The sequence below is a fragment of the Sedimentitalea sp. genome (assembly GCF_039973035.1).
In the GTDB taxonomy this organism is placed as follows: Bacteria; Pseudomonadota; Alphaproteobacteria; order Rhodobacterales; family Rhodobacteraceae; genus Sedimentitalea.
On the sequence record NZ_JBDWLR010000005.1, the window covers coordinates 1 to 20,417 of the forward strand.

Sequence of the window (20,417 nt, forward strand, 5' to 3'; positions counted from 1 at the left end):
ATCAGGGTCGGCAGTGACGGAGCTGCTGCGGTTCAAACCCGTCCAATTGTCGTGGCCTTTCTAAACGCGCCCTCTTTTGACCGCTGATCGCGCAGCCTTATGATCAGCGGTCAAAAGGGGGCGGCACACTGACGATACCGATCAGACCTTGGCCCCCTATTCCCAGCCCTTCACCCATGCCGGATTATACATTCGCCCGTCGTTGTCGGCCAGCGCCGAAAGGCGCGCCATATCCTGTGGCGACAGGCTGAAGTCCGTGATCTCGATATTCTCGCGCACCCGCGCCGGATTGCTGGAGCGGGGAATGGCGACGACACCCTGTTGCAGGTGCCAGCGCAGCAGAACTTGCGCCTGGCTTTTACCGCAGGCGGCTGCGATCTGCGTCACGGTCGGGTCTGCCAAAAGCTGTCCACTGCCAATTGGCGCATAGGAAACAAATGCGCGCCCCTCGTTTTGACAGGCGGCAATCAGATCCGATTGATCCAAACGCGGGTGATATTCACACTGATTGGCAATCAATGGTGCGCTTGACAGTTCTTGCGCGCGGTTCATGAGCGCCTTGGGAAAATTCGAAACCCCGATATTGCGCGCATACCCACGGTCGCGCGCCTCAACCAGCGCTTCAATCGTTTCGGCCACGGGCACCGTCGGAGAGGGCCAGTGGATCAACAGCAAATCAACCGCTTCTACCCCCAGCCGTTCCAGACTGGCGTGGGCAGAGGCCAATAGAGCAGCTGCGCTCAGGTCCGTGTACCAGACTTTGGTTGTCAGAAAATAGCTGTCTCGGGGCAACCCGGTTGCACGCAACGCTGCGCCAAGTTCGGCCTCGTTTTCATACCTCGGGGCGGTGTCAAAATGGCGGTAGCCTGCATCGGCAGCGGCCATGACAGCGGCGTGCAGTATATCACCCTGCAGCTGCCATGTGCCCAGTCCAATCTGAGGTATTTGCGCTCCAAAGGCTGTGACAACAGGAGTCATGAACGGCCCTTTCACCGGTTTAGTTCAGCAATCCCGCCCGACATGGCAGGCGTGACTGATAAAGCCATTATAGCCCCCCAAAGTGAAAGGCCTTGGTTTCGAGGTATTCCTCGATGCCTTCCTGCCCACCTTCGCGCCCCAGACCCGAAGATTTGACCCCGCCGAACGGCGCCTCGGCATGAGATACGACGCCGGTGTTCAAGCCAACAAGACCCGCTTCCAGCGCTTCGCCGACGCGAAAGGCGCGGGTCATATCCGACGTGTAGAAATAGGCGGCAAGGCCAAACGGTGTGCCATTGGCAATCAGCAAGGCTTCGTCTTCGGTCTCGAATTTGATTACAGGTGCGACTGGGCCAAAGGTTTCCTCGGACGCAAACTGCATATCTAGCGTGGCGCCCGACAACACAACCGGGTCGGCATATTGCCCGGCAGGCAGATCACGTTCTGCGGTGGCGCGCGCCGCCCCCTTGGCAAGGGCGTCGTCTACGTGGGCGGCGATCTTGGCGATGGCGGCGGCGTTGATCATCGGCCCGATGGTGACCCCTTCTTGGGTGCCCGGACCAACGGTCAGCGCATCGACCTTGACGGCCAGCGCCGCAACGAACGCGTCGTGAATACCTGACTGCACCAAAATGCGATTGGCACAGACACAGGTTTGACCGCCATTGCGGAACTTCGACGCCATCGCGCCTTCGACGGCGGCGTCGAGATCGGCATCGTCAAACACGATGAAGGGCGCATTGCCTCCCAGCTCCAGCGACATCTTCTTGAGCGTGGGCGCACACTGCCCTGCCAATAAAGCGCCAACCCGCGTGGACCCGGTAAATGACAGCTTACGCACCACCGGGCTGGCTGTCAGTGTCTCGCCGATCACTTCGGGGCGGCCCGTAAGGATGTTGAGCACGCCTTTGGGAATGCCCGCGCGTTCGGCTAGAACGCCCAACGCCAGCGCCGAATAGGGTGTGAAATCAGATGGCTTGATAACCATCGTGCAGCCCGCCGCCAGACCCGGTGCCACCTTGCGGGTGATCATCGCGTTGGGGAAGTTCCAAGGCGTGATGATCGCACAGACTCCAACCGGCTCTTTCATCGCGAAGATCTTTTTGCCCGCAATGGGCGACGGAATGATGTGGCCGTTGATCCGCCGCGCCTCTTCGGCGAACCAGCGCACGAAAGACGCACCATACAGGATTTCGCCCTTGGCCTCGGCCAGCGGTTTGCCTTGTTCCGTGGTCAGAATCCGCGCCAGATCATCGGCATGTGTGACCATCAGATCATGCCACGCCATCAACAGATCGGCGCGTTGCAGATGTGTCAACGCCCTCCACTCCTCCATCGCGGTCGCTGCTGCGGCGATCGCGGCTTTGGTCTCGGCGGCAGTGCAGTCGGGCATGGTGCCCATCGCGTCCCCCGTGGCCGGGTCGGTCACATCCATATCCGCGCGTTCGATCCAGGCACCGTCAATCAACGCTGCCTGCCGAAACAGACTCATATCCTGCAATTTCATCTCAAGCCTCCAGCGCGGCGATGATCGCCGTCGTGATCTCATCAGTGGTGTTCAGACCGGGCCGGATGCCAATGCCCTGCCCTGTCGCGGTTTCAATCGCGGACAGGACTGCAGCGGCGGCGGTCGCTTCTCCCAGATGCTCCAGCATCATCACGCCCGACCAAATCGCGGCAATCGGGTTGGCGATGTTCTTGCCCGCAATATCCGGGGCCGATCCATGGACCGGCTCGAACATCGACGGGTTGGCGCGATCTGGCGAGATATTGGCCGAGGCAGCCAAGCCCAAACCACCCTGAATGGCCGCGCCCAGATCGGTCAGGATATCGCCAAACAGGTTCGAGGCGACGACCACATCCAGATCTTGTGGTGTCATCACCATTTTGGCGGCCATCGCGTCTATGTGCATGTGGCTGACGGTCACATCGGGATATTCCTCTGCGATTTCGCGCGTCACCTCGTCCCAAAACACCATCGAATATTTCTGGGCGTTGGATTTAGTGACAGACGTCAGGTGTCCCCGGCGATTTCGCGCCTGCTCAAAGGCAAAGCGCAAAATACGCTCTACTCCCAGACGCGTAAAAACAGAAACCTCGGTTGCCACCTCATTCGGCGTGCCCTGATGAACGCGCCCTCCTGCACCGGCGTATTCGCCTTCGGTGTTTTCGCGAATGCACAGGATATCAAAGCCTTCGGCCTTTAGCGGGCCTTCGATCTTGGGCAGCAGGCGGTGGGGGCGGATATTGGCGTATTGCATAAACGCCTTGCGGATCGGCAGCAGCAGACCGTGCAACGATACGGAATCCGGCACAGTGTCGGGCCAGCCGACTGCTCCCAGATAGATCGCATCGAAATTGCGCAGCGTCTCGATCCCATCTTCGGGCATCATAGCCCCGGTCTCGACATAGTATTCGCATGACCAGGGAAAGCTTTGCGGCGATAGAGCAAAGCCGAAACGGCGCGCGGCCACGTTCAGCACGTCCATTGTTGCATTGGTGACGTCTACGCCGATGCCATCACCGGGGATCAGTGCAAGTGAGTAGGTTTTCATATCAGCCTCCTGGGGCGGGCGCCTGTTACAAAAGCGACGCAAGGTTCGGGATAGGGCGCATTGCGCCGTTGATCATTTACAGGTCAATCAGAACTGCTTTGCTGCGACGGTTGGCGCGATAGGCTTCGCGGCCCAAGTCCTTACCGAGCCCCGATGCTTTCCATCCACCTGTCGGCAGAATGTGATCGAGCGAGCGACCGTAGCGGTTCACCCAAACGGTGCCTGCCTCAATCCGACGGGTCAGGCGCAGGGCGCGCGACAGATCGCGGGTGAATAGGCCAGAGCTGAGGCCATAGGTCGGATGGCGTGCCAACTCCATCGCCTCGTCTTCGGTGTCAAACGTTTGAAAGGTCACAACGGGGCCGAAAATCTCTTCAGTCACAGCCGGGTTCATGGCGTCCACATCGCAGATCAGCGTGGGTTGATAGTAGCTGCCGGAGCGCTCAAACCGCGCACCACCACAGCGCAGTTTGGCCCCTTTGGCAACTGCGGCCTGTACGATGCTGTCCACCCGGCCCAACTGTATTTCGGAGATAAGTGGCGAGAAGCCCGCCACCTCGGCTCCGGTTCCCGCAGGTTGGTGGCGGGCAAACTGGTCTGTCAGCTTTTCCGCCAAGTCATCGGCCACTTCGCGTGCCACGATGATCCGCGACCCGGCAACACAGATTTGGCCGGCGTTGGACATGATCCCTCGGTCGATGCAATTAGCGGCCAGATCTAGATCGGCATCTTCAAACACGATCACCGGGCTCTTGCCACCCAATTCCAGTGTCATCGGCTTGATCCCGGTCCTGGCGATATTCTCCATGATCGCTGCTCCGGCTCTGGTAGAACCCGTAAACGACACCTTGTCGATCTGTGCATGTCCGGTGATCGCCGCTCCGGTGGTCGGCCCGTCACCCAGAACCACATTGATCAGTCCTGCGGGTAGACCTGCGCGCACCGACAACTCCGCCATATAGAGCGTTGAATAAGGTGTCATTTCAGAGGGTTTCAGAACAACCGCGTTACCTGCCGCCAGCGCTGGACCCAGTTTCCAACCCGCCATCGAGATCGGGAAGTTCCACGGTGTGATCGCCCCCACCACTCCATAAGGTTCGTCCGAAATGAAACCGAACTGTTGGTCCGAAACCGGCACCAGATCGCCACCTTCCTTATCCGCCAACTCGGCGAAAAAGCGGATTTTCTCGGCAGTCACCGGGATGTCGCCCGACCGCACAGTGACCAGCGGACGCGACGAGCAGACCGCCTCTAGCTTTGCTAATGTCTCTGCTTCGGCCTCGATCAGGTCAGCCCAGGTATGCAATGCCTTCAGGCGTTCGCGGGGCCGTAACCCGCCCCAGTTGGAGTCTTGACGTGCCGCAATGGCTGCTTGAACAGCACGGTCCACCATCCGGGCATCCGCGCAGGGAATAGCCCCGATTTTGGCCCCGGTTGACGGCGACAAGACATCAATCGCGTCACTGGACTGGATATACTCCCCACCAATAAAATGACCAGACGGAAGCGAAAGCTGCGAAAAATCAAAAAGGGATGTCATGAGGACCTCGTTGTGCCGGATGACCGATATATACAGGGCGTCGATACATACAAAGGTGCCGAATGCCCCGTTGCCGCAGCAGATTCCACTGCTGTCAAACAATACGCCGCAGGAGATTTTCTTGTGGGGCGGCGTTTATGGTTTGCCCTCATGCGGGATGGTTGCCGCCGGATGAAATGCACAAATTGGAACGGGTCTGGCCGGGGGCTGCAATCGCAGGCGGCCAACTTCATCAGGCGCGACAGCTGCCTTGGCGGCAATCACTTCTGCTGCGCTCAACTGGCAATATCGCCCTTGACAGCGGCCCATACCGACCCGGCCCAGCGATTTAGCGCGGTTTGCATCCGGACCGGACCAATCCAGCGTTTCGCGCAGTTCCCCAGCGGTTACGTTTTCGCAACGGCACAGCACGGTATCATCCAGTAGTTTGCGCACCATTTGCGTCGGCCAAGGGAATGCGGTCGCGACACCCTTGGCAAAGCGACGCATCCGGTTCAGCTTGTTAAGGTCAGCCTCGGGATCGGTTACAGCATGTCCCAGGTCCAACAAACACGCAGTCGCCGCCAAACGACCAGCGATTTCCGCGCCATCTGCCCCCAGAATAGACAGCCCGTCACCGGCCAGATACAGCCCCTCACCAACCCGGCCCATGTCATCGGAAACCGGCAACCATTGGGCAAAGGTGGTGGACCATTCAAACTGGGCCCCGGCCAGATCTGCCAGATGCAGATCCGCACGCAAATGCCAGCCCAGCCCGATCATATCGCAAGGTGTCTGCCTTGCCTTACCCTTGCTGTCTTGCCAGTGGATCGCCAGAGGGCCGTCGCCATCAGCCTCGATTTGTGTCAGTTTTATCCCGGCGTGATAGCGCCGCCCCAAAGCCGCGCGCATCTGAACACCGCGCGCAAACACCAACGGACGAGCACGTGCCATCATTGCCGCACCCCGCAGTTGTTGACGCAATGGCGCGGTATCCAGCACCGCCGCGACCTGCGCCCCGCTTTGCAACAGTTGTGAGGCCAGCAAGGTCAGCAATGGCCCCGACCCCGCCAAGACGATCTGTTGCCCCAGAGCAATCCCTTGCGATTTAAGTGCGATCTGCGCCGCGCCAAGGCTGTAACAGCCGGATGCTTGCCAGCCAGCAACCGGCGCAAGACGGTCGGTCGCGCCGGTTGCGAGGATTAGCCGACCATAACGCAGTTCACGAACACCCGCAGGCGTTACCACCTGCGCCATCCCGTTTCCCAGTGCTGTGACCGAGCTACTGGGATAATAGTCTAGCCGCCCGTCGGCCACCATCTTATCAAAAAGGCTATGCAATGTCATCGCTTTGGTGGCTTCTGATCCATAAAGCAATTGCGCCGGGCGCGTGAATCCCACAGGCGGGCGACGGTAGATCTGTCCCCCGGCCCGCGCAGCGGCATCTACCACCATCGGCTTTAACCCGGCCTCGGTCAACCTTTGCGCGGCGCGGATGCCTGCCGGGCCTGCGCCAACAATCAACACTTGTGTCATGTCGCAGGTTCCAAGGGCAGCAGCCAGTTTTCCGGCGGCCCGGACAACAGTGCCATGCCCGGTTCCAACTGCCTTACACAGGTTTGCAGACGAGTTCCATCTGCCTGCCAAACCCAGCAATCCTGACAGGCCCCCATCAAGCAAAATCCGGCGCGTTGTCGGTCGCCCAAATCCGCGTGCCCCAAGGTCTTGCGGGACAGCAGTATGGCACTGAGAACGGTGTCGCCCTTTTGTCCTTGCAGGGGTTCACCGTCTAAGGTGAATAAAATCGGCGCGCGGCCAGCCTCTGCCAACCGCACGAACCGACCTTGCTTCGCGGTTGATGTCATTCCGCCGCGTCCACCAAATCAGGTGCCGGACGTGGTAAATCGCCGAAACGTTCGCAAACCTCATCAAAGGCGGCAGCAACACCAGTCGCACCCGCTCGTCCCGGCATACGGCGAAAAATCTCGGTCTTGGTGAAAAAGCGCCAATGCGTCGGCAGTGACAGCAGGATGGATGTCAGGTGATCATAGGCCTCGGGCGTCCATTGCTGCTCGTACCTGTCGCGTTCCGGGCCAAAATGGAAATGCTCCTGATGCGGTTGCGCCGCAGCGCGCAAGCCCGTGGTTACAACCTCATCCACCGCACCATCGGCAATCGCGACACCATAATCATCGCGCGCAGCGTCTAGCGACACCTGCCCGCGCTGCACATCCCGCAGCACACGCCAAGGTTCCCGCTCGGTTGGATTGCCACGCCCGCCTCCCCCGGCGGAACGAATTTCGAGAACATCACCGGGGTTCAATATGGCTGTGTCGATATCGCCCAGCCGTTTCTCCCGATCCGTGCCGGGATTGACCATCATGTCCGACAGACCCGCTGCATGGCCTCCCTGCACACCCCAGGGGCGAAAGAAGCTGCGGTCGCGGTTTCGCGCGGTGATGCGGGTATCCGGTGCAAACACGCGAAAGGCCATTTCCGTGGCCAGTCCGCCCCGCCAGCGCCCCGCACCGCCACTGTCACAGGCCAGACCGTATTTCAGAAACTCGACTGGAACTTCGGTTTCGGTAATCTCGATGGGCGTATTCTTCAAATAGGCAGCATCGGCGCCCGATCCATTGGTGCCGTCGCGCATTGGCATCCCGCCGCCACCGCCGACCACCGGGTTCACCGCAGCGATCACCGTCTTGTTGGTGCGTTCGTCGCGCGTCATGACGTTGACAATGCAATTATTCCCGGCAGGCGCGGCAGGCATCCGGTCAGGGACCGCCTGCGAGAACGCGCCAAAAATCACCGAACGCAGCCGCGCGCAAGTCAGCGAGCGCATCCCAACTGCCGCAGGCCAAACCGGGTTCAGCACGGTTCCTTCGGGCGCGATGCAGGTAAACGGCATCGTCAGCCCGGTGTTCAACAGGATTTTCGGGTTCAACGTATAGAGCACGTAGAACACGCCGACCATCAGGATGGTATGGCGCGGGTCCCCACCTGACGGCACGTTCAATGACGACGATAGCTGTGGATCGGACCCCGTGAAGTCGAGGACCGCGCTGTCGCTGTTGATTCGCAACGTCAGCTTCAAGCGGCAGGGGTTGGCCTCGTCACTGTCTTCGTCCGCGTAATCGGCAAAGATATATTCTCCATCCGGGATCTCCTTGAGGATGGCGCGCGCCTGTGCCTCAGCCTGTTCCTTGAGGGCAGCCACACCTTGCAGGAACCCTTGCTTGCCGAACCGCTCGATCATCGTATGAACCTTGCGTTCACCGGTATTCAGCGCGCCCACCAGTGCCTTGATATCGCCGATGTTCAGGTCCGGCTTGCGGACGTTGGTTCCCATGATGCTGAGCAGCGCCTCGTCAAACTGCCCTTCCTTCACCAGCTTCATCGGGGGAAAACGGATGCCTTCCTGATGAATCTCTGTCAACGACCGCGACAAGGATGCAGGCACCGCGCCGCCCATGTCGGTGTTGTGAATGTGCCCACCGGTCCAGGCTACGATATCATCATCAATAAATACCGGCTTCCATACATGCGTGTCGGGTGTATGGGTTGCCAGGTATCCAGAATACGGGTCATTGGTGAACCCGACGTCGCCGGGGCGATAGTCATCGATCATCGAAATGGCCCGCCCGCAGGTCAGCCCCGGATACCAGGTCGCGCCCAGTTCCATCGGGACGGCGAAAGTATCGCCCGCCCGGTCCATCAGCATGACGGTAAAGTCCTGCGTTTCCTTGATAAAGGCGGAATGGGCTGTGCGGTGCAGCGTATGCGCCATATTCTCGGCCGCTGCGCGGGCGTGATTGGCCAGCACCTGAAGCGTCATACGGTCAAACATCGGACCCCTCCGAAAAACTGAGATGGATATTGAGGTGTTGATCCGTGCGGGCGGTCGCGCACTTCGGAATGGCAAATGTCGTATCTTCCTGCGCCACAATGGCCGGACCATCAAATTCAGCGCCGCCCCCCAGATCGGCCCGATCATACAGCGGCACATCGGACCAGCCGTTCAGATACACCGGAACCTTACGGGTCGTGCGCGCGGGCGCCGGATCGACCACAGCCGCTGAAATCTCTGGTTCTGGTCCTGGTCCGATGGCCGACAGTCGCAGGTTGACGATTTCTATCCGTCCTGCAGGGTCGTCAAAATCATAGATCCGCCGGTGTGTAGTGTGAAAGGCATCGCTGATCTTTGTCAGATCATCCAGCCACGCGGTTTCCAGTTCGACGTCGATCTCGTGGCTTTGCCCGGCATAGCGCATGTCGGCAAACAACATCAGAACAGGGACATCCGCAAAACCTTGCGCTGCCAACCAGCTCTGTCCCTCGTCAACCAACGCGTCGAATCCGGCTTTGAGATCAGGTTGCGCCGCTTTGGACAGCGGGATGTACAACGTGCGGATGAAGTCACCCCGCAGGTCTGCCACCAGCCCTCCAAGGGCCGACACAACCCCAGGTCGGCGTGGTGCGATCACGCGGCGCATGCCCAGTTCACGGGCCAGAAACGCGCCCAGCATCGGGCCACCACCGCCAAAGGGCATCAGTGCGAAATCACGCAGGTCGACGCCCGCACGCGAAGACAGTTTTTCAACCTCGACGAACATTTCAGACACCGCGATATCCAGTATGGCTTGCGCGGTTTCTTCAATACTGCGGCCCAATTGATCGGCCCGGCGGCCAACGGCCTGTTTCGCCAAGTCCACGTCCATTTGGAGTTGCCCATAGGCCATGTCCGAATGGCCCAGCCAACCACAAACCGCCATCGCATCGGTTACAGTTGCCTCATTCCCGCCGCGACCGTAACAGGCCGGGCCGGGGTTTGAGCCAGCAGATTCCGGCCCGACGCGTAACACGCCATGCTCATCCACGGCGGCGATTGATCCACCGCCAATACCGATCGACCGGACCGAAACCGACGGGATATGCAGTGGAAATTCTCCGATCAACTCGTCGGTGCCATACTGCACCTCGCCTTCCACGATCAGTGCGAAATCAGCAGATGTGCCGCCAATATCCAGCGTCAGAATGCGGCTCTCGCCCGCTTGACGAGCGAGCCACGCCGCGCCGATCACACCAGAAGCCGTACCGGACAACAGCATGGACACGCAATCGCGCCGCCCTTCTCCCGCCGTCATCAGACCGCCATTGGATTTTGTCAGCATGGCCCGGGCAGGCACGGATTTGGACGAAAGACGTTGCTCAAGCGCGGCAAGGTATCCTGACACGCGAGGATGCACATAGCCGTTCAGAATTGCGGTCGAACTGCGCTCGTATTCGCGGATCACCGGCCAGACTTCGGACGAAGTAAAGACAAACAGATCAGGCGCATAGGCCTCGATCGCAGACCGGACGCGGGCTTCTTGTGCGCCATCGCGCCAACTGTGCAGCAAAGATATGATGATGCCTTGGGCGCCAGCGGCAATCGCGCTTTCTACTGCGGATTTGATCGCGCCTTGTTCGGGTGCAACGGTCTCACGCCCGTCGGAGCGCAGACGAGCCGGGATGCCAAAGATCATGTCGCGCGGGATCAGCGGATCAGGTCGGTGGCAGAACAGCGAATACATCTCTGGCATACGCAGCCGCGCCAATTCAATCACATCTTCGAACCCGGCGTTGGTGATCAAGGCCAGTTTGGCACCGGCCCGCTGGATGATCGTGTTGATACCGACCGTCGTGCCATGAACAAAGCGGGTGATCGTTTTAGGGTTCAGGCTTTCGCGGTCGTGCAACAGGTCCAGCCCCGTCAGCAGCTCCGCACCTGGATCATCTGGCGTGGTTAGCACCTTGAGCGATGCAATCCGCCCCGAAACCGTATTGAGGGCACAGAAATCCATGAAAGTGCCGCCGATATCGACGCCAACCTTCCAATCCGCGGTCAAATCTGCGCCGGGTGCCGCCGTGCCATCCATGCCTATTTCTTTCTGGTTCCGTGAGTGTTCAGCCCACTCGACCAGAAAGCGCGACTCGGGTCCAAGACGCATCTTGGGTCATCGCATAAGCGCGACTTATATGACCTCGTGACAGATCGCCCTGATCTGTTCTTGCATCGCAATTTCCGCAAGCGACAGCGCCTTGTCCTTTACCGTCAGCAACGAAACAGGCAGGTTTGGAGACGCCTCCAGCGGGCGCTGCACGATGCCTGCGAATTGTGACCACGGCAAAAGTGCGTCAACCACCGCGATACCCAGCCCCGCCTGCACAAAACTGACCGCCGAGATGGATGCATCTATCTCTAGCTGCGGCACAAATTGTGCGCGCTGCTGGGCGGCTGCCTGTTTCAACTCATCATGAGGGCGGGTGGCGCTACGGTAGGAAATAACAGTGTCGTCCTGTAAATCGATCAAACCGATCTGTGATTTCGCCACCAGGGTATGAGCCTCGGGCAGAAGGCAACAGAACCGTGTCTCCCCCAGCTTTTCCACCTCAATGTCTTGGGGCAACCTGTCATCCAGCGCTATGCCCAGACCGGCGTCACCGGCGCGCAACAATTCAACGATCCCAGAAATCGGGGCGATATGGGCCCGCTGCAGAATATCAGGAAACTTCGTGCGAAACCGCAGCAGCGCTTGCGGCAACAGCGACATCCCTGGCGGCGGCGAGGCCGCGATGCGCATCAGCCCTGCACGGCCATGCCTGAGGTCCATACTTTTGCGCCGCAATCCTTCAAGGCTTGAAAAAAGCCGTTCGGCCTCGGGGTACAACTCGATCGCCTCAGGTGTCGGGCGAAGACGGCCCTTCTCCCGCTCGAAAAGGGCAAAGCCCAGATCGTCCTCGGTGTGTCGCAGGATCTGACTTAACGCGGGTTGCGAAATGTGCAACAGCCGCGCCGCACCGGTCACGGTGCCCGCACGCATGACGGCGGTAAAAACTTCCAATTGGCGCGCGCGCATGGTTATCCCATAGGTTCGGCTTATATGTGTACGATAAACGCGTCTTTGACCAGAGGCACAGGCTGCGGTTTGATAACATTGCATGAGTTTCGGCAAAAGGAAGCAGCATGGATGTGACAGTCCTTGGCGGCGGATTGATGGGCACCAGTGCCGCGTTTTTCCTCGCCCGGCGCGGGCGAAAGGTGCGGCTGATCGAACGCGGGTTCATCGGGGCGGGCGCAACAGTGGCTTCCTTCGGCAATATCCGCCGCACTGGGCGCTTCTTGCCACAACTGCCGCTAGCGCATCGGTCGCTCGCCCTGTGGAACCGGGCCGAAACCCTGTTGGGCCGCGATGTAGAGTTTCGCGCTACAGGGCACCTGCGCCTGATTTTTGACGATTCCGGGATGGACAAAATGCAAGCCTATGCAGCGGCCGCGCAGCCTTGGGATCTTGACATTGAACAGTTGGACAAGAGCGAACTGCGTCACCGTTTTCCCGGTATGGGTCAAGAGGCCATAGGCGCCTCGTTTTCGCCCCAGGACGGTTCCGCCAATCCCAGATTGATCGCACCGGCCTTTGCGCAGGCGGCCGCAAGCACGGGTGTCGAAGTTGTAAGCCAAGCCGAAGTTTCCGGGATCATTGTTACAGCACAGGGCTTTGCAGTGGACACGTCCAAAGGCCGATTTGAAAGCGCCAGCCTGTTGAACTGTGCCGGGGCGTGGGGCCGCCAGATTGCAGAGGATTTCGGAGAGCCGGTGCCGCTGTCGGTGCATGGACCGCAAATGGGTGTCACAGAGGCCCTGCCCCACAAGATCAAACCCGTTATCGGCATGTGGTCGGACGGCCACGGTGCGTATTTGCGACAGGTCGAACGCGGCAATGTGGTGTTTGGTGGCGGCGTCAACAGAACACCGATCGATCCGGTTACGGGATATGCCAAGGTGGATCCGGCGCTGTTGGGCAAGCAACTGGAAAAGGTCATTCAACTGGTGCCCGCAATGCGCAATGTGACCGTGATCCGGCAATGGTCTGGCTGCGAGGGTTATGTGGCGGATGACCTGCCCGTCATGGGGCCATCCTCGACCACGCCCGGCCTGTTCCATGCATTCGGGTTTTGCGGCCACGGATTTCAGTTGGGGCCCGGTGTCGGTGACGCGATGGCAGAACTGATTGATACCGGAGGGTGTGAAACGCCCCTAGAACCGTTTCACATCGCCCGGTTTCAATGAAATTCTCAGAACTCAGCGACGTTGCCCCATTGGGATCTATCGAACCGTGCCAGCCGGTATTGGCGGGTTTCGGTAATGGGCGCGCGCGCCAGAACCATATCCGCAACCAGATGCCCGACGCCTGGCCCGATTCCAAACCCGTGACCGGACAAGCCTGCAGCGAGAGTCAGCCCCGGCACGCCGATGTCCGCGTCGATCACCGGCACTCCGTCCGGCGTGCTGTCGATATAGCCAGCCCAAGCCGCCTGTACGGGAACAGCGGCCAATTCAGGCAAGAGTGCGCGTGCGCGGTAAAGCGTTTGCTGGATCAGCGATTGCGAAGGGGTCGGGTCCAGAATGCGCGTCTGTTCCATCGGGGTTTCACGGTCAAGCGCCCATTTGCGACGGCTCTCAAACCCGGCTTTCCATGCTTGCAATCCGCCGGGCTGCAGCGACCGCCACCGTTTCAGGAACATCGGCAGGAAATGCTTGGCACCATAAATCGCGCCCGGCGACGGATCAACATTGGACCGCCCGGAAATCGCCAGCGTGTGCCCACCATCCAGACGGCGGGTAACCGACACCGCAGCAGTATGCAGCGCAGGTGGCAGACCTTTTGCTCCGGGCGCAACAGCCAGGATCGAACTGCGGACCGACGCCTGGGGGAAACTGATCCCGGTTCGCGACAAAAAACTGGACGCCCAGGCACCACCGGCAATCACGATCTGCGGCGTGGCAATGACTCCGCGCTCTGTTACCACACCCGAAACCGCTCCGGCAGAGGTTTCAATGCCGCGCGCGGCACAGGATTGAATCACGACACCACCGTGTTTGCGCACGCCCCTGGCAATCAGCGGCGCGGCAACCGTTGGATCGGCCACGCCGTCCGTGGGCGACCAGACTCCACCGGCCCAGGTTTTACCCGTCGCGGCACCACGTTCGGCAGCCTGTGCATTGGTCAACATCTGCGTGTCTATGCCTTCGCCGCGGGCAAACTTTCCCCATTTTGCCCAACCTTCGATCTCAGCTGCGCTATTGGACAGGTACAACAAGCCACAACGACGAAATCCGAGGTCTTCGTCGATGTCCTGCGCTATCTCTTCCCAGAGCGAAAGACTTTTGGTCGCAAGCGGCAGTTCACGCGCATCGCGATTTTGCTGTCGGCACCAACCCCAGTTTCTGCTCGATTGTTCTGCGCCAACGCGACCCTTTTCCAGCAGGACGACCCGCATTCCGCCGCGCGCCAACCAATAGGCTGTGCAGACACCAACGATACCGGCCCCTATCACAACACAATCTGCCTGCGCCGGAAATTCTTCGTCTGTCTCAATGTGCAACAACGGTGCTGGCATGATTCACTCCTGTAATGGCGCAAGACTAATGTCAGCCGTCCAGTCAACTGTGCTGGAATTGGTTCAGAGGCGGCATTTCCTGTCGAATGACGTTGATGTAAGAAACCGCTTGTCTGTTGCCCAGTGCAGCAGCGACCAGAGTCGAAAAGGACCTCGGATATGACCTCTCGTTTCAAACTTGACCGGATTGACGTCAAAATCCTTTCCGAACTGCAACGCAACGGCAGGATAACCAATGTTGAGTTGGCAGAACTGGTGCATTTGTCGCCCTCACCATGTCTGATGCGGGTCAAGAAACTGCAGAAAGCAGGCTATATCACCGGGTATTCCGCACAGATTGATGTGGCCAAGTTGGGCGAAACCCTCACGGTTTTTACTGAATTCACCCTGAAGAACCATCGCCAGATTGACTTTGCGCGCTTTGAAGACGCGTTGAAAAAGATCGACAGCTCGGTCGAATGCCATCTGATTTCGGGCGGTTATGATTATCTGGTAAAGTTCGTGACCTCAGGTATCTCGGACTATCAGAACATCATCGAAGAGCTGAATGACAGGGAAGTTGGCATCGACAAATACTTTAGCTTTGTCGTGATCAAGTCGCCTTTCATCAAGACCTCCATCCCGTTGACCCGCCTGTTTGCCGGCGAGCTCTGATCGTCCCGGCGGGTCAATGCACGATCAGCGCCTGGCGAATTGTGCGATCAGTTCCGGATCTTGTTCAAGACGGTTCAGCCACTGCGTATCAAGCTGCGGGATCGAAGAGATCAGCAAACGGGAATAAGGGTGCTCGGCCTCTTCCGACATCGCGGCGGCAGGCAACGCCTCGACCACTTCACCTTTCAGCATGACCAGCACATCGTCACAGATTGCCTCGACCGTGGACAGATCGTGGCTGATGAACAGGTAGCTCAGGTTCAACTCGCGTTGCAGCTCCTTGAGCAGTTCCAGAATCGCCGCGGCCACGACCGAATCCAAGGCAGAGGTGATTTCATCGCACAGGATCAGTTTCGGTTCTGCGGCCAGCGCACGGGCAAGGTTGATTCGCTGTTTTTGCCCTCCGGACAGTTCTCCGGGCAGGCGGTGACGCAACTCGGCCGGTAACCGCACCATGTCCAGCAGTTCGATCACGCGAGCCTCGCGCTTGGCACCGCGCATGCCGTGATAGAACTTCAATGGGCGACCCAGAATCGATTCAATCGAATGATTGGGGTTCAGCGCGGTATCAGCCAATTGAAACACAATTTGGGTCTTGCGGAGCTGTTCTTTACTGCGCGCTGCCAGATCGCCTGCCAAAGGCACCCCGTCCATCAGAACGCCCCCGCGATAGGGCGGCAGGATTCCGGCAATGGCACGGGCGAGCGTTGATTTGCCCGAACCGGATTCCCCGATGACCCCAAGGTTACGCCCACGTGCGAGTTTCAGGTTCACATCCTTCAGGATCTTGATCATCGGTTCGCCGTTGGAAACATGACCGTATCCGGCAAAAAGCCCCTGCACCTCCAGAATCGGGCCTTTTTCCCTTTCTTCCTCGGTGATGGCCATCGTCTCGTGCAGCGCTGGTTCAAAGGCCGCCAGCAGTTCTCTGGTATAGGCGCTTTTGGCTGCGTGAAGGATTTGTTCGGTGTCACCCACTTCCTGAATTTCACCGCTTTTCAACACAATCACACGATCGGCTATCTGGGCAACCACGGCGAGGTCATGGCTGACATAAACACCAGAAATGGCGCCTTTTTGCATGACCGATTTAAAAGCGCGAAGCACCTCGATCTGGGTGGTGACATCCAGTGCGGTTGTTGGTTCATCAAAGATCACAAGATCAGGATTGCCAATCAACGCCATCGCCGCCGAAAGCCGCTGAAGCTGGCCACCCGATACCTGATGCGGATACCGCTGACCGATGGTTTCAGGTTCCGGCAATGCCAGTGCGCGGAACAGTTCCACCGCCTTTGCCTGTGCCTCTTTGCGCGGCATCAGGTTGTGAATGGTGCTGATCTCGATCACTTGCTCCATGATCCGCTTGGACGGATTGAAAGACGCCGCTGCGGATTGAGGCACATAAGATACCTTGGTGCCTCGCAAACCCGCGCGCTGTGTCTCGGTCATGTCGGTGACAACCATGTTGCCGACCGCGATCTTGCCACTGTTGATCACGCAGCCCGTGCGTGTATGCCCCATCAATGACAGTGCAATAGTGGTCTTGCCCGAACCGGACTCACCGATCAGCGCCACGATCTCGCCGGGCGCGATATCGAAGCTGACCCCCGTGATAATCTCGATTTTACGCCCCGAATCGGTGATCGCTCCGATATGCAGATCCGTAACGCTGACATGGGACTGGCTGGTCATGAATCGCTCCTGTCGCGGATCTTGCGGGGTAGATTGTCGATCAGCATGTTCACCGAGATGGTAAGAGACGCGATGGCAATTGACGGGAACACCACCGCCGGTGCGCCTGCGCTCAGCCCTTCGATATTCTCACGCACCAATGCGCCCCAATCCGCATAGGGGGGTTGCACACCAAGCCCTAGAAAGGACAGACCGGACAGAACCAGCACGATAAATACAAACCGCAGCCCAAGATCTGCCAAAACTGGGCCAAGGATGTTGGGGAAAATCTCTCTGACGATGAGGTAGGTTGTCTTTTCACCTCGGGCCCGTGCCACAGTGACAAAATCCATCGTGTTGGTATTCACGGCCAAGGCTCTGGCAAAACGATAGGACCCGGGCATGTAGATTGCCGACAGTGTCAGGATCAACACAGGAATCGACGATCCCACAGCCGCCACGACCACAAGGCCAAACAGCAAAGAGGGAATACCGTTGAACGCATCCAGAAGCCGGGACAGGATCATGTCGAACCACCCCTCTGCGACGGCGGCAATCATCCCCAGAACGATCCCAACCGAACAGGCGATGGTAACAGCGGCCAATGCAATCCCGACGGTATAGCGGCTGCCCATCAAGATCCGCGAAAAGATATCGCGCCCCAGGTAGTCGGTGCCCATCCAATAGGCTTGCGAAATTGGACCAAAATAGTCCCAGTCAACGATTTTGCCCGGCGGATAGGGCGCAATCAAAGGGCCGAATATGGCCACCATTGCCCAGAACAGGATGACGGCCAGACCGACCCGACCCAAAGGATCAAAGGAATAGCCAAGGTTCTTCGGCGTCGGGAGCGCGGAAAACAATCTACGTGCAATGGTCATCAGCGCAACCTCGGATTGGAGAGAATGGCGATCAGATCGGCGAGCGTGATCAGTGTCAGATAGCTGATACAGAACACCATCGCGCACGATTGAACGAGCGGAAGGTCACGGGTTGCAACCGCATCCAGCATTAGCTTGGCAACGCCGGGATAGTTAAAGATCGTCTCGACGATGATAACGCCCCCGACCAGATAGCTCAGTGAAAGTGCAACGGCGTTTGCGATCGGACCCAACGCATTGGGCAACGCATGTTGCAGCACCATTCGGCGACGCGACGCCCCTTTGAGCAGCGCCATCTCGACATAGGGTGTATTGATCGTGTCGATCACCGCTGCGCGGGCCATACGGATCATCTGGGCCGCGACAACAAAAGTGAGGGTAATCACCGGCATCGCATAGGCCCGCAACAGTGAGGACAGCGTATTCACATCCGCCCCAAAACTGAGCGCGGGGAGCCAATCCAACCAGACGGCAAAGATCAGAACAGCCAGCGTTGCGACCATGAATTCCGGCACGGAAATGATCGAGATGGTCAGCGCAGACACAACCCGGTCAAAAATCGACCCACGCCACATTGCAGCACAGATACCGAGCGTCAACGCGATGGGGACTGCTACAAGTGTTGTCACTCCAGCCAGCCGAAGTGAGTTCGTCAAGCGACGGCCAATGAGATCTGAGACCGGCATGTCATTCACATAGGACACCCCCATGTCGCCGCCCAGCATACCGAACATCCAGCCGAGAAAACGACTTATTGCAGGCTCGTCCAACCCCATTTCCTTACGCAACCCGGCGACGGCCTCGGGTGTGGCGGCCTGACCCAAAAGGATTTCAGCCACATCACCCGGCAAGAGTTCAGTTGCAAAGAATACGGCAAAAGACACGATAACCACGGTCAACAGCGCGATTCCGAGGCGTTGCGAGACCAGAATCCAAGGCCTGAGTGAATGTCGCAAGAGCATCTCCTTGGGGGGGGGTTGCTGGCAAGAAAGAACAGAGTCCGCACGAGGTCATTCCCTCGTGCGAACGCTTTTCTGATCCGTTTGGTCTTAGCTGTTCAGCCAGACGTATTCGGCAAACGCATATCCCATCTGCCCGCCCAACGGATTGGCCTTCAGCCCACCGACGTTGGCCGAAACCGCGTCAACGTTGGAAATATAGGCAGGGATGATTGTACCTGCTTCATTGGCAACCATTTCCTGCATTTCCCAGTACATCGCTGTCCGCTTGTCTTCGTCCAGCTCTCCACGCGCTTCGACCACCATCTTGTCGAACTTGTCAGATTTGTATTGGCTTTCGTTCCAAGGCGCATCCGATGTGTACAGCAGAGAGAAGAGGATATCCGGTGTCGGACGCGGGTTGATATTGCCAAAGTGGATCGGTGCCTTGAGCCAATAGTTCGACCAGTAGCCATCCGAGGGAACACGATCCACATTGAAGTTCATGCCGACTTCGGCACCCGCCTGCTGAACGACGGTTGCCATATCGATGGAATTGCCAGCAGCTTCGGACGCGACGATCGGGATTTCGGTACCAACCAAACCGGCCTTTTCAAAGTGGTGCTTGGCCTTTTCGGGATCATATGCACGTGGCTTGAGGTTCGGGTTGTGATAGCGGTTGGCAGGAGAAACCGGTTGGTCGTTGCCGATCTCGGCCAGACCACGCAGGACTGACTTCTGGATGGCCTCACGGTTCATCAGAGATTTCATACCTTCGATGAAATCGGCGTTTGTGCCGGGATCATTGTCCAGCCGGATGTTCAGGTTGGTATAGTTGCCCGAGGTCGTGACCGAAGTATTCACCGCATCCTGACCTTCCAGCATCCGCATGGACCGTGGGTTCACCGACGCGGCAAGATGAATGTCGCCGGACAGAACCGCGTTGACGCGGGCAGAGTTGTCGGGGATCGCAAAGTATTCGAACCCATCCAGATAGGGGCCTTCGGCCTTGAAGTAGTTCGGGTTCTTCAACGCGATCGATCGAACACCCGGCTCGAATACTTCGCTGATAAAGGCACCCGTACCGTCTGCGTTGCTGAAATCGGTAGTTCCGTCGGCAATGATCATGAAGTGATGCAGCGCCAGAATGGTCGGCAGATCCGCGTTGCCGTTGGCCAGGACGATCTTGACCGTCAGGTCATCCACCTTGGAAATTTCGGTCATCTGCTTGGCGATGGAGTTCACCTTGGAGCCGACACCTTCGTCCAGATGACGCGCCAACGAGTATACAACATCGTCTGCGGACAATGTCTTGCCGCTGTGGAAGGTGACCCCGGGTTTAAGTTTGATTTCCCATGTTTTGGCGTCGTCCGTGTCAATGCTCTCGGCAAGTTCCATCTGAACCTGACCCGCTTCGTCAAGGAACGTCAGGCGGTTGTAGTAGGCACAGCAACGCACATAGTCCGTGGAGAGCGACGCCTTGGCCGGGTCGAGCGTATCAGCGGTCGATGAAGACCAGCCGGCCGCCTTGAGCATACCGCCGGCAACAGGGGTAGCCGCCAGTGCGCGGCCTGCCGTCATCAAGAGCGACCCACCCGCCGCAACACCAACGCCGGAGGCCATCAGCATCTTCAGCATATCACGGCGCGATGCACCTCGACGGATCATTTTTTCAACCATCGCATCATCGCGACCGGTCCAATTGTTGATTGTTTTTTTGATCATGTTTTTATTCCCTGTTGGTGGAAAGATAACCAATGGCAGTTGCGCGCCGTTG

16 protein-coding genes are annotated in these 20,417 nt (G+C 58.6%); 2 read left to right on the plus strand and 14 right to left on the minus strand.

The window, feature by feature from the left end; genetic code table 11:
* Positions 1-156 precede the first annotated feature (156 nt).
* From ABJO75_RS00625 to ABJO75_RS00665, 9 genes are all read right to left on the minus strand, one after another.
* Entirely contained in the window at positions 157-978 is an 822-nt protein-coding gene (locus ABJO75_RS00625) for an aldo/keto reductase (RefSeq protein ID WP_348124661.1), read from the minus strand.
* Between the two features lie 67 nt (positions 979-1,045).
* A complete protein-coding gene (locus tag ABJO75_RS00630) occupies positions 1,046-2,485 on the minus strand; it encodes an NAD-dependent succinate-semialdehyde dehydrogenase (RefSeq protein ID WP_348124663.1) in 1,440 nt (479 codons plus the stop codon).
* Position 2,486: 1 nt separating this feature from the next.
* A complete protein-coding gene (locus tag ABJO75_RS00635) occupies positions 2,487-3,533 on the minus strand; it encodes a tartrate dehydrogenase (RefSeq protein WP_348124665.1) in 1,047 nt (348 codons plus the stop codon).
* A gap of 76 nt (positions 3,534-3,609) precedes the next feature.
* A complete protein-coding gene (locus ABJO75_RS00640) occupies positions 3,610-5,073 on the minus strand; it encodes an aldehyde dehydrogenase family protein (RefSeq protein WP_348124667.1) in 1,464 nt (487 codons plus the stop codon).
* Between the two features lie 135 nt (positions 5,074-5,208).
* Positions 5,209-6,588: an FAD/NAD(P)-binding oxidoreductase gene (locus tag ABJO75_RS00645; protein WP_348124669.1), complete on the minus strand. Its 1,380-nt coding sequence runs from the start codon at positions 6,586-6,588 to the stop codon at positions 5,209-5,211.
* A complete protein-coding gene (locus tag ABJO75_RS00650; protein WP_348124671.1) occupies positions 6,585-6,917 on the minus strand; it encodes a (2Fe-2S)-binding protein in 333 nt (110 codons plus the stop codon). The genes ABJO75_RS00645 and ABJO75_RS00650 overlap by 4 nt, the downstream gene beginning before the upstream one ends.
* Complete coding sequence (locus ABJO75_RS00655; RefSeq protein WP_348124672.1) at positions 6,914-8,902, minus strand: hydantoinase B/oxoprolinase family protein; 1,989 nt, start codon at positions 8,900-8,902, stop codon at positions 6,914-6,916. The genes ABJO75_RS00650 and ABJO75_RS00655 overlap by 4 nt, the downstream gene beginning before the upstream one ends.
* Complete coding sequence (locus ABJO75_RS00660) at positions 8,895-10,973, minus strand: hydantoinase/oxoprolinase family protein (protein WP_348124674.1); 2,079 nt, start codon at positions 10,971-10,973, stop codon at positions 8,895-8,897. Before ABJO75_RS00660 ends, ABJO75_RS00655 begins: the two co-directional genes overlap by 8 nt.
* A gap of 96 nt (positions 10,974-11,069) precedes the next feature.
* Positions 11,070-11,954, minus strand: a complete 885-nt coding sequence (locus ABJO75_RS00665; protein WP_348124676.1) for a LysR family transcriptional regulator — start codon at positions 11,952-11,954, stop codon at positions 11,070-11,072.
* 107 nt (positions 11,955-12,061) lie between these two features.
* Between ABJO75_RS00665 and ABJO75_RS00670 the strand changes: the two genes are divergently transcribed.
* Positions 12,062-13,165, plus strand: a complete 1,104-nt coding sequence (locus tag ABJO75_RS00670) for an FAD-binding oxidoreductase (protein ID WP_348124678.1) — start codon at positions 12,062-12,064, stop codon at positions 13,163-13,165.
* 5 nt (positions 13,166-13,170) lie between these two features.
* On the opposite strand, the gene ABJO75_RS00675 is transcribed toward ABJO75_RS00670, so the two are convergent.
* Positions 13,171-14,496, minus strand: coding sequence for an FAD-binding oxidoreductase (locus ABJO75_RS00675; protein WP_348124680.1), 1,326 nt, complete (start codon positions 14,494-14,496; stop codon positions 13,171-13,173).
* Between the two features lie 159 nt (positions 14,497-14,655).
* On the opposite strand from ABJO75_RS00675, the gene ABJO75_RS00680 reads away from it, so the two are divergent.
* Positions 14,656-15,150, plus strand: coding sequence for an Lrp/AsnC family transcriptional regulator (locus tag ABJO75_RS00680; protein ID WP_348124682.1), 495 nt, complete (start codon positions 14,656-14,658; stop codon positions 15,148-15,150).
* A gap of 24 nt (positions 15,151-15,174) precedes the next feature.
* Here the strand turns inward: ABJO75_RS00680 and ABJO75_RS00685 are convergent, their stop codons facing one another.
* The 4 genes from ABJO75_RS00685 to ABJO75_RS00700 form a co-directional block, all read right to left on the minus strand.
* A complete protein-coding gene (locus ABJO75_RS00685; RefSeq protein ID WP_348124684.1) occupies positions 15,175-16,842 on the minus strand; it encodes an ABC transporter ATP-binding protein in 1,668 nt (555 codons plus the stop codon).
* The gene (locus ABJO75_RS00690) at positions 16,839-17,702 is read right to left on the minus strand and encodes an ABC transporter permease (protein ID WP_348124686.1); all 864 of its coding nucleotides are present in this window, start codon (positions 17,700-17,702) and stop codon (positions 16,839-16,841) included. The genes ABJO75_RS00685 and ABJO75_RS00690 overlap by 4 nt, the downstream gene beginning before the upstream one ends.
* Positions 17,702-18,664 (minus strand): ABC transporter permease, encoded by a 963-nt coding sequence (locus tag ABJO75_RS00695; protein WP_348124688.1) that lies wholly within the window; start codon positions 18,662-18,664, stop codon positions 17,702-17,704. The genes ABJO75_RS00690 and ABJO75_RS00695 overlap by 1 nt, the downstream gene beginning before the upstream one ends.
* Before the next feature lie 87 nt (positions 18,665-18,751).
* On the minus strand, positions 18,752-20,365 hold the full coding sequence (locus ABJO75_RS00700; protein WP_348124690.1) for an ABC transporter substrate-binding protein: 1,614 nt from the start codon (positions 20,363-20,365) through the stop codon (positions 18,752-18,754).
* Between the last annotated feature and the right edge of the window lie 52 nt (positions 20,366-20,417).

What these genes read in the sequence shown, in the direction of transcription:
- ABJO75_RS00655 (WP_348124672.1), bottom strand. Translation starts at nt 8,902, where the DNA reads ATGTTTGACCGTATGACGCTTCAGGTGCTGGCCAATCACGCCCGCGCA.
- ABJO75_RS00650 (WP_348124671.1), bottom strand. Translation starts at nt 6,917, where the DNA reads ATGACATCAACCGCGAAGCAAGGTCGGTTCGTGCGGTTGGCAGAGGCT.
- ABJO75_RS00630 (WP_348124663.1), bottom strand. Translation starts at nt 2,485, where the DNA reads ATGAAATTGCAGGATATGAGTCTGTTTCGGCAGGCAGCGTTGATTGAC.
- ABJO75_RS00635 (WP_348124665.1), bottom strand. Translation starts at nt 3,533, where the DNA reads ATGAAAACCTACTCACTTGCACTGATCCCCGGTGATGGCATCGGCGTA.
- ABJO75_RS00685 (WP_348124684.1), bottom strand. Translation starts at nt 16,842, where the DNA reads ATGACCAGCCAGTCCCATGTCAGCGTTACGGATCTGCATATCGGAGCG.
- ABJO75_RS00625 (WP_348124661.1), bottom strand. Translation starts at nt 978, where the DNA reads ATGACTCCTGTTGTCACAGCCTTTGGAGCGCAAATACCTCAGATTGGA.
- ABJO75_RS00680 (WP_348124682.1), top strand. Translation starts at nt 14,656, where the DNA reads ATGACCTCTCGTTTCAAACTTGACCGGATTGACGTCAAAATCCTTTCC.
- ABJO75_RS00645 (WP_348124669.1), bottom strand. Translation starts at nt 6,588, where the DNA reads ATGACACAAGTGTTGATTGTTGGCGCAGGCCCGGCAGGCATCCGCGCC.
- ABJO75_RS00670 (WP_348124678.1), top strand. Translation starts at nt 12,062, where the DNA reads ATGGATGTGACAGTCCTTGGCGGCGGATTGATGGGCACCAGTGCCGCG.
- ABJO75_RS00665 (WP_348124676.1), bottom strand. Translation starts at nt 11,954, where the DNA reads ATGCGCGCGCGCCAATTGGAAGTTTTTACCGCCGTCATGCGTGCGGGC.
- ABJO75_RS00640 (WP_348124667.1), bottom strand. Translation starts at nt 5,073, where the DNA reads ATGACATCCCTTTTTGATTTTTCGCAGCTTTCGCTTCCGTCTGGTCAT.
- ABJO75_RS00675 (WP_348124680.1), bottom strand. Translation starts at nt 14,496, where the DNA reads ATGCCAGCACCGTTGTTGCACATTGAGACAGACGAAGAATTTCCGGCG.
- ABJO75_RS00695 (WP_348124688.1), bottom strand. Translation starts at nt 18,664, where the DNA reads ATGCTCTTGCGACATTCACTCAGGCCTTGGATTCTGGTCTCGCAACGC.
- ABJO75_RS00700 (WP_348124690.1), bottom strand. Translation starts at nt 20,365, where the DNA reads ATGATCAAAAAAACAATCAACAATTGGACCGGTCGCGATGATGCGATG.
- ABJO75_RS00660 (WP_348124674.1), bottom strand. Translation starts at nt 10,973, where the DNA reads ATGGATGGCACGGCGGCACCCGGCGCAGATTTGACCGCGGATTGGAAG.
- ABJO75_RS00690 (WP_348124686.1), bottom strand. Translation starts at nt 17,702, where the DNA reads ATGACCATTGCACGTAGATTGTTTTCCGCGCTCCCGACGCCGAAGAAC.